The following is a 14890-nucleotide window of genomic DNA, read 5'->3' on the forward strand; positions in this document are numbered from 1 at the left end:
CTGAGCACAGATGCCGAACCGGCACAGTGGTCACACCGGGTGAAGGGGGAAACGCGGTGACGGGGGAGCGGGAGCGGGTACGGAGGACCGGGCGGGGGCCCATGGCGGTCCTGCTGAGCCCGCGCCCCGCCGTGGTGGCCGCCGCCCGACGGGCGGGCGCGCGCACCGTGGTGGTCGCGCCGGGTCCGCCGGCGCCGTCCGACCGTGAGGGGGCGGAGCGGCGGGTGCCGGCGGACTGGCGCGACCACGGCCGCCTGGTCGGCGCCGTCGGCCCGCTGGACGCCGTCCGCCGCGGGCGCGCCCGGGTCTTCGGCTTCGACCCCGCCGGAGCACTCGCCGCCGCCCGCGCCAACGAGGCCCTCGGCCTGCCCGGCACCCCCGCCGCGGCCGTCGCCGCCCTCATGGACAAGGCGGCCCTGCGCGCCCGCTCCAACGCGTTACACGCCGCGCGGCCCGTCTCGTTCGCCCGCTGCGGCCGCGCCTCGCTGATCCCCTTCCTCGCCGCTCTCATCGGCTTCCCCTGCGTGGTCAAGCCCCGGTCGGGCTTCCTCGGCGAGGGGGTGCGGCTGGTGGCCGGTCCGGCCGAGGCGGAGGCCGCCGTCCGCGACTACCCCGAGGTCACCGACCTCCTCGTCGAGGAGTACCTGGAGGGCCCCGAGCTCGCCGTCGAGGCCCTCTCCCGCGGGGGCCGCCACCGGATCCTCGGCTGGACCCGCCGGATCCCGGGGCCGGGAGCGGCCGCCACCACCGCGACCGGGCACGAGCTGCCCGCCGCGCTGCCCGCCGACACCGCCGCGTCCGTACGGGCCCTCGTACGCGCCGTCCTCGACCTCGCCGGACACCGCGACGGCCCCTCCCACACCGAGCTCGTCCTCACCCCGTACGGCCCCCGCCTGATCGAGGCCCACGCCCACCCCGGCGCCGCGGAGCTCCTCCAGCTGCTCCGGCTCGCCCACGGCACCGACGTGCTCGCCCTCGGCCTCGCCGCCGGGCTGGGGCTGCCCGAGCCGGTGCGCCACCCGCGCGCCGCGCACGCCGGACTGCGGTACGTGGACTTCCCGCCCGGCACCCGCGTCGAACGGGCCCGCCCCGGGCTGGCCGCCGCCCGCGCCGTGCCGGGCGTGTTCCGGGTGGGGCTGGAGGTACCGCCGGGGGCCACGGTGCGCCGCGCGCCCACCGGCTCCCTGCACCACGCCCACGTCCTCGCCACCGCCCCCACGGCCGGCTCCCTGGCCCGCGTCCTGGACCGGGCCGCGGCCCTGCTCGGCGGCCGACCGGGACCCCTCACCCCCGATTCACACGGGATTCACGTACCGCCGCCACCGTGGGGGCATGGCCCTCACTAGGCGCGAAGTCCTGGCGACCGGTGTGTCCGGCGCCGCCGCGGTCACCACCCCGCACCTGTCCGCTCCCTCGCCGGACACCAGGATCCTGACCGGCACGATCCCCCCGGGCGCCCCCGACTTCGTCGAGGTCCCCCTCGATGTGCCGCGCGGAGTCAGCGAGTTACGGGTGTCCTACACGTACGGCAAGCCGCCCGTACCGCCCGGCACCCCCGGAAACGCCCTGGACGTGGGCATCTTCGACCAGCACGGCACCGCCCTCGGCGGCCGCGGCTTCCGCGGCTGGTCCGGAGGCGCCCGCAGCGAGTTCTTCCTCCGCGCCGACGAGGCGACCCCCGGCTACCTGCCCGGCCCGATCGGCGCCGGCCGCTGGCACGTCCTGCTCGGCCCCTACACCGTCGCCCCCCAGGGACTCCCGTACGAGATCACCGCGCGCTTCACCTTCGGAGAGCCGGGCCGGACCCCCCGCCCCGTCTACCCGCCCCAGCGCGCCCGCGGCCGCGGCCGGGACTGGTACCGCGGCGACTGCCACATCCACTCCGTGCACTCCGACGGGCGGCGCACCCCGGCGGAGATAGCGGCCCTGGCCCGCGCGGCCGGCCTGGACTTCATCAACTCCTCGGAGCACAACACCCACAGCGCGCACGCCGCCTGGGCGGACGCGCTCTCCCCGGACCTGCTGATCCTGACCGGCGAGGAGATCACCACCCGCACCGGCCACGTCCTGGCCGTCGGCACCGACCCGGGCACCTTCGTCGACTGGCGCCACCGGGCCCGCGAGAACCGCTTCGGCCGGTTCGCCCGTGCCATACGGGGCGCGGGCGGCCTGGTCGTACCGGCCCACCCGCACGCCACCTGCATCGGCTGCGCCTGGAAGTTCGGCTTCGGGGAGGCCGACGCCGTGGAAGTGTGGAACGGCCCCTGGACCCCCGACGACGAGGTCTCCCTGGCCTCGTGGGACGCCACCCTGCGCGGCGGCGTCGACGAGCGGTGGCTGCCGGCCGTGGCGAACAGCGACCACCACCGCGACCCGGACCGCGTCGGCGGCCCGCAGACCGTGGTCCTCGCCGAGGACCTGACCCGGGAGGCGATCCTCGCGGGGATCCGGGCCGGGCGGTGCTACGGGGCCGAGTCCGCGCAGGTCTCGGTCGCCTTCGAGGCGGTGGGCCCGCGCGGAGAGCGCGCCGGCATCGGGGAGCGGCTGCGGGTGGCTCCGGACGCGGACGTGCTCCTCCGGCTCACGGCCACGGGCGCCCCCGGCTGCGAGCTGAGGCTGGTCACCGACCAGGGTCTGGCCCTGACCTCGTCGGACGCCGCGCTGGAGTGGCGCACCACCCCGGCCCGCTCGGCCTACGTACGGGCCGAGGTCCGCCACCCCGCCACGACTCCGCCCCTGCCCGGCGCCATGGCGGCCTTCACCAACCCGGTCTGGCTGCCGGTCTCCTGACGGGCGTCAGCCGGACGCGGGTTTGGCGTAGTCGGTGTAGCCGGTCCAGTCCAGGGCGACACAGGGCTCGTCCCCGAGGACCCAGGCGTCGTGTCCGGGCGCGATCCGGATGAAGTCGCCTGGGCCGATCTCGCCCTGTTCCCCGTCGTCCATGGCGATCATCATGCGGCCGCTCACCACGTACCCGGTGTGGGCGGACTGGCAGCTGTCCGTGCCCGCGAGCGGCTTGATGTGCTGCGACCAGCGCCAACCCGGCTCGAAGACCGCGCGGCCCACCGCGCCGCCTTCGGTGTTGAAGAGATCCAGCCGACCCATGCCGTCCTCGAACGGCCGGGTCTCGTCCGGCTTGTCGAAGTTCCTGGACACCAATCCGGCCATGACCCATCGCCTTCCGGGAGAGGACCACCCCGAGTCCACTCCTCACTGTACGCGCGGCGGGCCCGTCCGCCAGGCCGGGTCAGCCCCGCAGCGAACGCCCGAAGCCCGCCGCGAGCGGCATCCGCAGCCCCAGCGGCGGCGGCGCCGCCAGCGCGTCCGTCACCGGTCGCGAGAACCGCCCGGAGAACATCGACCCCAGGATGAAATCCACGGACAGCGCTACGACTTCCGCCTGGTGCTCGCGCAGCCGGTGGCCGTCCGAGTGCACCTCGAACCGGCAGGTGGAACGGTTTGCCTTCTTCGCCTGCGCCGCCAGCCGAAACGATGCTTCCGGGTCGCTGTGCGCGTCGTTCGTCCCGTGCACGATGAGCACCTGCCGCCCCGACAGCTGTTTCACCGGTTCCGGGGAATCGGGCGAGACCACCTCACCCAAGGAAGGGGCAAGCGCCAGAACCGAGTTGACGGCTTCGTGGCCCGCCGCCCGCAGCGCCGCCCGGCCGCCCGCGTCGTACCCGGCGAGGCACACCGGCACGTCCCCGTACCTGCGCACGACCTCGTCGGCCGCCCACCGGGCGTCGTCCTCCCGGCAGGCGCCCCTGCCGTGCAGCACGGTGTGCGTGACCAGCCCGTCCGCCCCGCCCGCCCGGACCAGTGCCCGCGCGAGCGGACGCACGGGACCGGGGGACAATCTGGATTTACCGGGGAGTAAGAGGACGACCCCGTTGACCGTGTTGCCTTCTGAGACCGGGCCGTTCGCGCCGGCCGCCCGCCCCAGGCGGGCCCCGCGCGCCGGCGGCGCATGCTGTGCCATGGCGGAACAGTCTCAGACTGACAGGTGTACGCGACCCGTCCGTACGGTCTCTGTTACGTATCGACCCCTGTCGTCGACGCGCTGCTCTACGCGCGTAGGAGTAGAGTGCCCGGATGACGAGCGAGACCCCCAACCTGCCGACCCCGGATCAGATCCGCCGCTCCCCGAAGGTGCTGCTCCACGACCACCTCGACGGGGGCCTGCGCCCCGGGACCATCATCGAGCTGGCCCGGGAGGCCGGCTACGAGAACCTTCCCGAGACGGACGCCGACAAGCTCGGCATCTGGTTCCGCGAAGCCGCCGACTCCGGCTCCCTGCCGCGCTACCTGGAGACGTTCGCGCACACGTGCGCCGTCATGCAGACGAAGGCGGCCCTGTTCCGCGTCGCCGCCGAGTGCGCCGAGGACCTGGCCGAGGACGGCGTCGTGTACGCCGAGATCCGCTACGCGCCCGAGCAGCACCTGGAAGCCGGGCTGACCCTCGAAGAGGTCGTCGAGGCCGTGAACGACGGCTTCCGCGAGGGCGAGCGCCGCGCGAAGGCCAACGGTCACCGCATCCGCGTCGGCGCCCTGCTCACCGCGATGCGCCACGCCGCCCGCGCGCTGGAGATCGCCGAGCTGGCCAACCGCTACCGCGACAACGGCGTGGTCGGCTTCGACATCGCCGGCGCCGAGGCCGGGTTCCCTCCCACCCGCCACCTGGACGCGTTCGAGTACCTCAAGCGCGAGAACAACCACTTCACCATCCACGCGGGCGAGGCCTTCGGCCTGCCGTCGATCTGGCAGGCCCTGCAGTGGTGCGGCGCCGACCGCCTCGGTCACGGCGTGAAGATCATCGACGACATCGAGGTCGCCGCCGACGGCTCGGTGAAGCTGGGCCGACTGGCCTCGTACGTCCGGGACAAGCGCATCCCCCTGGAGATGTGCCCCACCTCGAACCTGCAGACCGCCGCGGCCGCCTCGTACGCCGAGCACCCGATCGGCCTGCTGCGGAAGCTGCACTTCAGGCTGACGGTCAACACCGACAACCGCCTGATGAGCGGCACCAGCATGAGCCGCGAGTTCGAGCACCTGGTCGACACCTTCGGCTACACGCTCGACGACATGCAGTGGTTCACCGTCAATGCGATGAAGTCCGCGTTCATTCCTTTCGATGAACGACTGGCCATGATCAACGAGGTCATCAAGCCCGGTTACGCCGAGCTGAAGTCGGAATGGCTGTTCCAGCAGACGGCTTCGACCAGCGGTTCTGTCCTGGCCTAGGCCATGGCGTGACAGGCGGAAGGCGCCCGGGAGGAGCAATTCCCGGGCGCTTTCTCGTATTTACGTATGTTTGCGGGTGGGGGTTTGAAGTGACTAGTTTGCGGAGCCGCTCAATTCCCCGTCGCAAGGACTAAATCTTCATGAAGAAGTCAGCTGCCAAGACCCTCGGTGCCGCCGCCCTCGGCGCCGCCTTCGTCGCCGCCGCCGCGGGCTCCGCCTCGGCCGCCGTGCCGGCGATCGGTCTCTCCGACGCGCTGGGCACCGTGACCGGCGCCGCCCAGGGGCTCACGAGCCAGCAGCACGTCAGCGCGGAGGACGGCCAGCAGCAGAGCGACCCGGCCGCCCCCCTCAACCAGCTCACCGACGCGGTCGGCCCGACCCTCGGCGGCCTGCCCATCGGCGGCGCGCTCGGCGGAAGCTGATCCCTGCCCGATCGGTCCGCGGATTCGTCCGCGGATTTCGTACGCGCACGCACGTGGCGCACGCCGGTTCGATCGGGTGTGTGCCACGTCGTGGCGTGTGCCACGATCACCACCAACTGCCCGCCGACGCACGGGGTATGAGGTCATCGGTCATGCGCTTGAAGGCACGAGTCACGGTCGGAGCGGCCACCGCCGCCCTGCTCCCCGCCCTCCTCCTGGGAGCCGTGGGGTGCAGCAGCAACAAGGACGCCGCCCCCGCCTCGGGCAAGACGCCCGACCCCAAGGGCTCCGCCCCCGCGGGCTCGGCCGCCGCCTCCCCGGGAGCCGCCCCGAGCGGTGCGGCCGCACCGAAGGCCGGGGCGAGCAAGCTGGAGCGCTCCGCGCTCGAACAGGGCGATCTGCCCGGCTACCAGGTCTCCGCGCAGGGCAAGAACCCGAACGCCCCGGACGGTCAGCCGCAGGCCGACCGCAAGGCCTGCCAGCCCCTGGCCGACATCATGGGCGACAAGCCGGACCCGGCCGCCCGCGAGACCGTCAACCGCGGCATCGGCTCCCAGAAGCAGGTCGGACTCGCCGTCTCCGCCTCCGTCAGCTCCTACGCCGAGAGCGACGCCAAGGCGCTCATCGCCCGCCTGGGGAGCGCCATCGGCGCCTGCGGCACGGGCTTCACCGCCACCGTCGACAAGCAGAGCGGCAGCTACCGCGAGGTACGGGCCGCCGACTACAAGACGGCCGGCGACGAGACCGTCAGCTGGACCACCACCGCGGCTGCCCAGGGCGTCTCGGCCCAGGTCCACGTGGTCGTCGTCCGCCAGGGTGCCACCGTCGTACGGCTGATGGCCCTCAACGTCGCCGGGGCCAAGCAGAAGGCACTGGTTCCGCAAGAGGTGGCGGACAAGCAGCTGGAGAAGGTCCGCGGCGCGAGCTGACGCTTCCGCGCGACGCCCCGACGCCCGCCCCGGGCCGGCACCGGCTCACTTGGGATGTGCGCCTCTTCCGCTTTACCAGGCGTTCGAGGCGGACTTCTCGTTCGGCAGGAGCAGCCACAGCGCCAGGTAGATAAGGAACTGCGGGCCGGGCAGCAGGCACGAGACGACGAAAATGACGCGCATCGTGTTCGCGGATATTCCGAAGCGACGCGCCAGTCCGGCGCAGACGCCGCCGATCCAGCGGCCTTCACGGGGGCGGACAATGGCGCTCATGGCGTCTCCTCTGTGGCATTCGGCGGGGGGTTTTCCCGCGATGCCTCAATACTCTCGCGGTACCGCCGACAGAACGTCGGTCCAGGGGCCGAGCCCGACCCTGGGAATTCTCGGGGTGGACCCCTGAGAGGACTGCGCGGAGCGCCGCGAGCGCCGCAGCCGCGCACGCAGCGCCGGCACGACGGCCACGTGCGCGAGGACGACGCCCAGCCCGTTCAGCAGCACCGAGTCCACGTCGACCACCTGCCCGGGCACGGAGCTCTGGAGCATCTCGATCAGGAGCGAGACCAGCACGCCCGCGGCGGCGGTGCGGACCAGCGAGGACCACGCGGCCAGCGGCGAAGGCGCCAGGTTCCCGTTGACGATCGGCAGCAGGACCCCGAGCGGCGCCAGCAGCGCCAGCGCCTCGCCGATCCGCCGGGCCGCCTCCAGCGGCCCGTACGAGAGGTCCGCCCGGATCCCCTCCAGCGGGGTCAGATTCGCCGCGGCCGCCCAGGGCACGTCCAGGGGCCGCAGAGTGAGCCAGCCGACGAGGAGGAGGTGGGCGACCAGCAGCCCCCCGCCCAGGAGCCGGAGCCGGAGGTGAATGGCGGTGGCGGCACTGCGGCCGACCTCGTTGCGCTGCACATGTGCGAGGACGCGTGCCCAGGTCGCCGCGGTTCCGGTCGGATCCTGTGAACGGGCTCGCACCAGCCCGAACGGGGGGCCCGTACGGCTCCGGGACGGCCGGCGACGGCCGGCGACCGCCGGCGTCAGCCGATCGCGAGCAGCACGATCAGCAGCACCGCGCCGACGGCGGCCGGGGCGAGGACCTCGTACGACCACCGCACGCGCACGGCGCCCTGGGCGCCGGTCCGCGAGGCGCCGCGCTCGGCCAGCTCCCGCAGCTCGTTCACGACCTGGTCGGCCTGGGCCCGCTGCGGCTCGGCGGGGGCGGTGGGGCCGGCCGAACCCTCGGCCCCCTTGCCGCTGAGCCCGCCGCGCCGGGAGAGCTCCTGCCGGCCCTGCTGCCGGTTCGCCTTCTTCCGCTCGCGCAGCGAGACCGGGACGGACCACAGCTGGTACTTCGACCCTCCGGCCAGCACCTCCGCCGAGTACCCGGCGCGCACCGCGTCCACGGCGCCCCAGGGCAGCTCGATGACCCGGAAGGGGTTCCGCACGCGCATCCGGTCCTCATTGGCGAAGACGGCCGGGCGGATGGTGAACGCCACGATCAGCGGTACGGCCAGCAGGGCGATCGCCGCGGCGAACCACGGGGCGTTCCCCGACCCGCGCACGACGGCGTCCCCGCACAGCCACGCGACGAGCGCGAGCAGCAGGACCCCGGTGACGACGGCCATGGGGGAGCGGTAGACCCGGTCTTCGTACGCCGGTTCTTCAGGGGGCTGCTGGCTGCTCATGAGGCCGATTCTGCCTCAAGCCGTCTCAGCCGACGAGATCGGCGTACACGATGATGTTGTCGGGCCGGTGGCCGTTCGTGATCTCGCCGCCGCAGGTGATCAGCCGCAGCTCGGGGCGCGCGGTGTTCCCGTACACCTTGGCGGTCGGGAAGCTCTTCTTGTCGACCTGCTCCAGCGCGCGCACCCGGAAGACGGCGGCCCGGCCGTCCGCCCGGGAGACGGTGATCTCGTCACCGGTGCGGATCTTCGCCACGTCGCGCAGGACGGCCGGACCGCGCACGGTGTCGAAGTGCCCGATCAGCACGGCGGGTCCGGTCTCGCCCGGGGTGACGCCCTTGGAGTACCAGCCGATCCGGTCCCCGTCCGCGACGGAGGGCACCTCGACGCTGCCGTCGGCGGCCAGGCCCAGCTTCAGCAGCGGGCCCGTGTCCACCCCGGCCGCGGGGATCCGCACCCGTACGGGCTCGGCGGCGGGCAGCGGGGCGGCCGGCGCGGCCGACGCCGTCGCGGCGGGCGGGGCCGGCGCCGCGGCCGTGGCGATGCGCGGGGCGGGCGGGGGCGCCGGGGCGGCCGGCGCCCCGCCGCAGCCGGTCAGGGCGGCGAGGGCGAGGGGGCCGAGCAGGGCGGCGGCGAGCAGGGGGCGGACGCGGCGGGCCATGGGGTGCTCCGGGAAACGGGGACGGCGGGCCACCGTGGAGGCGGCCCGCCGCTGGGCGAACGGGAAGGGCTGGGGCGGTGCTCAGCCGCGGTTGCGGGCGGCGCGGCGGCCGCGGGCCGTCAGGGCCGCACCGAGCCCGGCGAGGATCGCGAGGAGACCGGCGCCGGCGGCGACGGTGGTGCTGTTGTCGGTGTCCTCGGCGGCGTACTCGGCCCCGGCGGCCACCCCGCCCTTGGGCACGACGACCGTCTGTGCCCCGCCCTGCGGCTTCACGTCGGCGACCGGCTTGGCGTCGACGACCGGCTTGGCGTCCACCGCGGCGGTCGGCTCGGGCTTCGGCGCGGGCTTGTCCCCGGCCAGGTCCTCGGTGATCTCGTAGTTCGGCTTGCAGCCCTTGGGCAGCGCCGGGAAGGAGGTCCGGCCGAGCGGGGTGCCGCCGCCCTGGGTCTTCCACTCAAAGCCGGGCGCGGCGCCGCTCGGGTTCACGATGCGGGCGATGATGCCGGCCGACTCGGGCAGCGACGGGCGGCTGCGGTCCAGGAGCCGCCAGGCGGTGTCCTCGCCGGCGACCCACAGCTCGGCCCGCGGGCCGTCGGGGGACATGTAGAGCTCGGCGCTCATGCCGGCGCCGATGTTCTGCGACGTGTGGGCCGAGCAGACCTGCCCGGCCTTGCCCTCGGGCAGGGGGTAGGACTTGGCGACGCCCTTGGTGGTGACGACGAGCACCGGGGCGGCCGTCTCCGCCTTGGTGAGCTCGAAGGAGGCCCCGTACGCCTCGGCGGTGGTCTGCCCGCGGGTGACCAGGCCCACGACGTGGGTCATGTAGGTGTCGCCCGGCTTCCACTGGTCGCCGACGTAGCGGATCCAGGCCTCCGGACCCTCCGCGGCGTTGCGCAGCACCGCCACCATCCCGTTGCCGACGTAGACCGGCCGGCCCTCGTAGCGCCCGTCGTCGTCGGAGGAGACCGCCCCCGCGGTCGACGCCACGGCCTGGGCCGGCGCCGCCGGCTGCGGGGCGGCCGACGCGATCGCGGTCGCGGCCGGCGCGAGCAGGGCCCCGGCGAGGGCGGCGGTGACGATCGAGGTGCGGAGGGCGGAACGCATAACGACTCCTTGAAGCTGTGTCGCGGGAAGGTGGGAGAGTCGCATGCCCCTTTTCTCTACGGGTTCTCTGCCGAAGGCTTTCATCCGGTGAGGTCTGGCGGGCTGCTGAGAAGAAATTTACGTTTCCTGTTCGACTGGACCATGGGGTTCCTGTCTTCGCCACGTAACAGGAAAAGTGGAGGTCAGCGGTCCGCGGCCGGGCCGTCGCCGGATCCGCGCCGCGCCCGGATGTGCCCAAGTCCGCACATATGTGCGCCGGCGGGGGGTGACAGGCCGCTACGCGCGTAGATATGCTCATCTGGTGACCATGCCCACCACCCTCACCGCATTCGCTGACGTGACGACGTCCGACAGCGCGCTGCGCCGCTTCCTGCACGGGCTGCCCGGCGTAGACGCCGTCGGCCTTGAGGCCCGCGCGGCCGCGCTCGGTACCCGTTCGATCAAGACCACGGCCAAGGCGTACGCCATTGACCTGGCCATTTCGATGATCGACCTGACCACGCTTGAGGGTGCGGACACCCCGGGCAAGGTCCGAGCGCTCTCCGCCAAGGCCGTCAACCCCGACCCGACCGACCGCACGACCCCCATGACCGCCGCGGTCTGCGTCTACCCCGACATGGTGGCCACCGCCAAGGCCGCCCTGAACGGCGCCGACGTCAAGGTGGCCTCCGTCGCGACCGCCTTCCCGGCCGGCCGCGCCGCGCTGCCCGTCAAGCTCGCGGACACCCGCGACGCCGTCGCCGCGGGCGCCGACGAGATCGACATGGTCATCGACCGTGGCGCCTTCCTCGCCGGCCGCTACCTGGAGACGTACGAGCTGATCAAGGCCGTCAAGGAGGCGTGCGTACGCCCCGACGGCACCGCCGCCCGCCTCAAGGTCATCTTCGAGACCGGCGAACTGTCGACCTACGACAACATCCGCCGGGCCTCCTGGATCGGCATGATCGCGGGCGCCGACTTCATCAAGACCTCCACCGGCAAGGTCGGCGTCAACGCCACCCCCGCCAACACGCTGCTGATGCTCGAAGCCGTCCGCGACTTCAAGGAGCAGACTGGAATCCAGATCGGCGTGAAGCCGGCCGGCGGCATCCGGACCACCAAGGACGCCATCAAGTTCCTGGTCCTGGTCAACGAGACCGTGGGCGAGGACTGGCTCTCCAACCACTGGTTCCGCTTCGGCGCCTCCAGCCTGCTCAACGACCTGTTGATGCAGCGCCAGAAGCTGAGCACCGGCCGTTACTCCGGTCCCGACTACGTGACGGTGGACTGATCACCATGGCATCCCTTTTCGAGTACGCACCGGCCCCCGAGTCGCGTTCCGTCGTCGACATCGCCCCCTCCTACGGGCTCTTCATCGACGGCGAGTTCACCGACGCCGCCGACGGCAAGGTCTTCAAGACCGTCTCCCCGTCGTCCGAGGAGGTCCTCTCCGAGGTCGCCCAGGCCGGCGCCGCCGACGTGGACCGCGCCGTCAAGGCCGCCCGCAAGGCCTTCGCGAGCTGGTCCGCGCTGCCCGGCTCCGAGCGCGCCAAGTACCTCTTCCGCATCGCCCGGATCATCCAGGAGCGCAGCCGCGAGCTCGCCGTCCTGGAGACCCTGGACAACGGCAAGCCGATCAAGGAGACCCGCGACGCGGACCTCCCGCTCGTCGCCGCGCACTTCTTCTACTACGCGGGCTGGGCCGACAAGCTCGACCACGCGGGCTACGGCGCGAACCCGCGCCCGCTCGGCGTGGCCGGCCAGGTCATCCCGTGGAACTTCCCGCTGCTGATGCTGGCGTGGAAGATCGCCCCGGCGCTCGCCACCGGCAACACGGTCGTCCTCAAGCCCGCCGAGACCACCCCGCTCACCGCCCTGTTCTTCGCGGACATCTGCCGCCAGGCGGGCCTGCCCAAGGGTGTCGTCAACATCCTCACGGGTTACGGGGACGCGGGCGCGGCCCTCGTCGAGCACCCGGACGTCAACAAGGTCGCCTTCACCGGCTCGACCGCGGTCGGCAAGGCCATCGCCCGCCAGATCGCCGGCACGGACAAGAAGGTCACCCTCGAGCTGGGCGGCAAGGGCGCCAACATCGTCTTCGACGACGCCCCCATCGACCAGGCCGTCGAGGGCATCGTCAACGGCATCTTCTTCAACCAGGGCCAGGTCTGCTGCGCGGGCTCGCGCCTGCTGGTCCAGGAGTCGATCCACGACGAGCTGCTGGACTCCCTCAAGCGCCGCCTGTCCACGCTGCGCCTGGGCGACCCGCTCGACAAGAACACCGACATCGGCGCGATCAACTCCGCCGAGCAGCTGGCCCGGATCACCGCGCTCGCGGAGACCGGCGAGGCCGAGGGCGCCGAGCGCTGGTCCCCGGCGTGCGAGCTGCCGTCCTCCGGCTACTGGTTCGCCCCGACGCTCTTCACGAACGTCACCCAGGCGCACACCGTCGCCCGCGACGAGATCTTCGGCCCGGTGCTGTCCGTGCTGACCTTCCGTACGCCCGACGAGGCCGTCGCCAAGGCCAACAACAGCCAGTACGGCCTGTCCGCCGGCATCTGGACGGAGAAGGGCAGCCGCATCCTCGCGGTCGCGAACAAGCTCCGCGCGGGTGTCGTCTGGGCCAACACGTTCAACAAGTTCGACCCGACCTCGCCCTTCGGCGGCTACAAGGAGTCGGGCTTCGGCCGCGAGGGCGGCCGCCACGGCCTGGAGGGCTACCTCGATGTCTGAGTCTTCTGCGACCCGTCTGAACGTCTTCAAGACCTACAAGCTGTACGTCGGGGGCAAGTTCCCCCGTTCCGAGAGCGGCCGGGTGTACGAGGTGACCGACTCCAAGGGCAAGTGGCTGGCCAACGCCCCCCTGTCCTCCCGCAAGGACGCGCGTGACGCCGTCGTCGCGGCCCGCAAGGCCTTCGGCGGCTGGTCGGGCGCGACCGCGTACAACCGCGGCCAGATCCTCTACCGCATCGCCGAGATGCTGGAGGGCCGCCGGGACCAGTTCGTCCGCGAGGTCGGCGAGGCCGAGGGCCTGTCCAAGTCGAAGGCCGGCGCGGTCGTCGACGCGGCCATCGACCGCTGGGTCTGGTACGCGGGCTGGACCGACAAGATCGGCCAGATCGTCGGCGGGGCCAACCCCGTCGCGGGCCCGTTCTTCAACCTCTCCACCCCGGAGCCGACGGGCGTCGTCACGGTCGTCGCCCCGCAGGACTCCTCGTTCCTGGGCCTGATCTCGGTCATCGCCCCCGTCATCGCGACGGGCAACACGGCGGTCGTGATCACCTCGGAGAAGTCCCCGCTCCCCGCCCTCTCCCTGGGCGAGGTGCTGGCCACCTCCGACCTGCCGGGCGGTGTGGTCAACATCCTGTCCGGCAAGGCCGCCGAGATGGGCCCGCACCTGGCGTCCCACCAGGACGTCAACGCGATCGACCTGGCGGGCGCCGACGCGGCGCTGGCCAAGGAGCTGGAGATCGCGGCCGCGGACAACCTCAAGCGCGTCCTGCGTCCACAGCCTGTGGACGACTGGAGCGCCGACCCGGGCACGTCGCGCATGACGGCGTTCCTGGAGACGAAGACGGTCTGGCACCCGACGGGTTCGCTGGGCTCGGGCGGATCCTCGTACTAGGGGATCCCCCTCGGAAACCGGCCCCGGCAGTGTCCCCCGCGCTGCCGGGGCCTTTCCGTGCCCGCCTACGACTGCTTCGGCAGCAGCGGGCCGAGCAGCGAGGACGCGGCCGCCTCGGGCAGCTCGCCGACGGAGGGGCCCTGCGTCAGGATCCCCGTCACCATCGTGGTTCCGACCGCGGGGAAGTCGGCGACCCGGGTGGCCACGCCGTTGTCGAGCGGGTCCACGCCGGTGTGGGCCAGCGGGTTCACCTTGAGGTTCGCGATGGGGTCGGTGACCCCGGCGAGGGCCGCCGGCACCGAGAGCTCACCGGCCTGGGCGCCGCCGGCGGCCATGGCCAGGGCCGCACCGGCCATGGAGAGCGTGATGCCTGCGGAGCGCAGCGTGGAGCTGCCGGGGGCTGCGTGACGTGCCATGGGGATCCCGCCTGAGGTCGTAGTCGCGTGCGCACGCAGCGTAGTTGAGGTGTGATCCTGGATACCAACCGGCCACCGGGGGCATCCCCTGCGCGGGGGAATGGTTCACACTGGTGTCCCGTGAGCTCCTCCTCTCCTTTGCCTACGCGTGTCGTCCTGTTGACCGGGCCTTCGGGTTCCGGAAAGTCCAGGCTGGCGGCCCGTTCCGGGTTGCCGGTGCTGCGCCTGGACGACTTCTACAAGGAATGCGACGACCCGACCCTCCCGCTGGTCGAGGGCAGTTCCGACATCGACTGGGACTCCCCGCTGTCGTGGGACGCCGACGCCGCGGTCGCCGCGATCGAGGAGCTCTGTGCGGTCGGCCGCACCGAGGTCCCGGTGTACTCCATCGCCACCTCCTCCCGTACGGGTACGGAGACGCTGGACATCTCCCGCACCCCGCTGTTCATCGCGGAGGGGATCTTCGCCGCGGACATCGTGGCCCGGTGCCAGGCGACGGGGCTGCTGGCCGACGCCATCTGCCTGCGCGGCCGGCCGTCCACGACGTTCCGGCGCAGGCTCGCGCGGGACCTGCGCGAGGGCCGCAAGTCGCTGCCGTTCCTGCTGCGCAGGGGATGGCGGCTGATGCGGGCGGAGCGGGGCATCGTGGCCCGGCACACCGCCCTCGGCGCGTACGCCTGCGCCCGCGACGAGGCCCTGGGCCGCCTGGCCGCCTGCGCGGCGGGCCGCCACCGCACGACGGCCGCGGCCTAGGGGGTGTCCGCAAAGTCCCGCCTGCCCCGCGGCGCCCGGCACGCGCTCTCGGCGCACCGGGCGAAATCCCGAGTACGTCCAGTACACGGG

The 14890-nt window shown here is 72.9% G+C and carries 17 protein-coding genes; 9 read left to right on the plus strand and 8 right to left on the minus strand.

The features are described from left to right. Positions 1–101 precede the first annotated feature (101 nt). Together ACFYZS_RS17430 and ACFYZS_RS17435 are read left to right on the plus strand one after the other, a co-directional pair. A complete protein-coding gene (locus ACFYZS_RS17430; RefSeq protein ID WP_389012619.1) occupies positions 102–1346 on the plus strand; it encodes an ATP-grasp domain-containing protein in 1245 nt (414 codons plus the stop codon). Beyond that, complete coding sequence (locus ACFYZS_RS17435; protein ID WP_389012622.1) at positions 1333–2790, plus strand: CehA/McbA family metallohydrolase; 1458 nt, start codon at positions 1333–1335, stop codon at positions 2788–2790. The genes ACFYZS_RS17430 and ACFYZS_RS17435 overlap by 14 nt, the downstream gene beginning before the upstream one ends. Positions 2791–2796: 6 nt before the next feature. On the opposite strand, the gene ACFYZS_RS17440 is transcribed toward ACFYZS_RS17435, so the two are convergent. Together ACFYZS_RS17440 and ACFYZS_RS17445 are read right to left on the minus strand one after the other, a co-directional pair. After that, on the minus strand, positions 2797–3168 hold the full coding sequence (locus ACFYZS_RS17440; protein WP_389012625.1) for a cupin domain-containing protein: 372 nt from the start codon (positions 3166–3168) through the stop codon (positions 2797–2799). 79 nt (positions 3169–3247) lie between these two features. Next, a complete protein-coding gene (locus ACFYZS_RS17445; protein ID WP_389012628.1) occupies positions 3248–3979 on the minus strand; it encodes an alpha/beta hydrolase in 732 nt (243 codons plus the stop codon). A 113-nt stretch (positions 3980–4092) separates the two neighbouring features. Between ACFYZS_RS17445 and ACFYZS_RS17450 the strand changes: the two genes are divergently transcribed. The 3 genes from ACFYZS_RS17450 (at position 4093) to ACFYZS_RS17460 (ending at position 6592) form a co-directional block, all read left to right on the plus strand. Continuing rightward, positions 4093–5241 carry an adenosine deaminase gene (locus ACFYZS_RS17450; RefSeq protein ID WP_385472316.1) on the plus strand — a complete coding sequence of 383 codons (1149 nt, stop codon included), beginning with the start codon at positions 4093–4095 and terminating at the stop codon, positions 5239–5241. Positions 5242–5381: 140 nt separating this feature from the next. Next, positions 5382–5663 (plus strand): hypothetical protein, encoded by a 282-nt coding sequence (locus ACFYZS_RS17455; protein ID WP_389012632.1) that lies wholly within the window; start codon positions 5382–5384, stop codon positions 5661–5663. Between the two features lie 152 nt (positions 5664–5815). Next, entirely contained in the window at positions 5816–6592 is a 777-nt protein-coding gene (locus ACFYZS_RS17460; RefSeq protein WP_389012635.1) for a hypothetical protein, read from the plus strand. Between the two features lie 72 nt (positions 6593–6664). Here the strand turns inward: ACFYZS_RS17460 and ACFYZS_RS17465 are convergent, their stop codons facing one another. The 5 genes from ACFYZS_RS17465 to ACFYZS_RS17485 form a co-directional block, all read right to left on the minus strand. Further along, positions 6665–6865, minus strand: a complete 201-nt coding sequence (locus ACFYZS_RS17465; protein ID WP_030865353.1) for a PspC domain-containing protein — start codon at positions 6863–6865, stop codon at positions 6665–6667. 45 nt (positions 6866–6910) lie between these two features. Next, positions 6911–7492, minus strand: coding sequence for a VanZ family protein (locus ACFYZS_RS17470; RefSeq protein WP_389012638.1), 582 nt, complete (start codon positions 7490–7492; stop codon positions 6911–6913). 125 nt (positions 7493–7617) lie between these two features. Then, positions 7618–8265, minus strand: coding sequence for a PH domain-containing protein (locus tag ACFYZS_RS17475; RefSeq protein WP_389012641.1), 648 nt, complete (start codon positions 8263–8265; stop codon positions 7618–7620). Positions 8266–8290: 25 nt separating this feature from the next. Beyond that, a complete protein-coding gene (locus ACFYZS_RS17480) occupies positions 8291–8923 on the minus strand; it encodes a class F sortase (protein ID WP_389012644.1) in 633 nt (210 codons plus the stop codon). A gap of 81 nt (positions 8924–9004) precedes the next feature. Next, positions 9005–10027: a hypothetical protein gene (locus tag ACFYZS_RS17485; protein WP_389012647.1), complete on the minus strand. Its 1023-nt coding sequence runs from the start codon at positions 10025–10027 to the stop codon at positions 9005–9007. Between the two features lie 307 nt (positions 10028–10334). On the opposite strand from ACFYZS_RS17485, the gene deoC reads away from it, so the two are divergent. From deoC to ACFYZS_RS17500, 3 genes are read left to right on the plus strand one after another with little or no spacing between them, the layout of a single operon-like run. Further along, the gene (deoC, locus tag ACFYZS_RS17490; protein ID WP_389012707.1) at positions 10335–11297 is read left to right on the plus strand and encodes a deoxyribose-phosphate aldolase; all 963 of its coding nucleotides are present in this window, start codon (positions 10335–10337) and stop codon (positions 11295–11297) included. Between the two features lie 5 nt (positions 11298–11302). Next, positions 11303–12739, plus strand: a complete 1437-nt coding sequence (locus ACFYZS_RS17495; protein WP_389012649.1) for an aldehyde dehydrogenase family protein — start codon at positions 11303–11305, stop codon at positions 12737–12739. Further along, positions 12732–13631 carry an aldehyde dehydrogenase family protein gene (locus ACFYZS_RS17500; protein WP_389012652.1) on the plus strand — a complete coding sequence of 300 codons (900 nt, stop codon included), beginning with the start codon at positions 12732–12734 and terminating at the stop codon, positions 13629–13631. Before ACFYZS_RS17495 ends, ACFYZS_RS17500 begins: the two co-directional genes overlap by 8 nt. A gap of 65 nt (positions 13632–13696) precedes the next feature. Here ACFYZS_RS17500 and ACFYZS_RS17505 read toward each other — a convergent pair whose 3' ends face one another. Beyond that, on the minus strand, positions 13697–14047 hold the full coding sequence (locus ACFYZS_RS17505) for a hypothetical protein (RefSeq protein WP_389012655.1): 351 nt from the start codon (positions 14045–14047) through the stop codon (positions 13697–13699). 54 nt (positions 14048–14101) lie between these two features. Between ACFYZS_RS17505 and ACFYZS_RS17510 the strand changes: the two genes are divergently transcribed. Beyond that, positions 14102–14800: a uridine kinase gene (locus ACFYZS_RS17510; protein WP_389012710.1), complete on the plus strand. Its 699-nt coding sequence runs from the start codon at positions 14102–14104 to the stop codon at positions 14798–14800. Positions 14801–14890 lie beyond the last annotated feature (90 nt).

This window comes from Streptomyces sp. NPDC001903, from assembly GCF_042891345.1.
Taxonomy (GTDB): domain Bacteria; phylum Actinomycetota; class Actinomycetes; order Streptomycetales; family Streptomycetaceae; genus Streptomyces.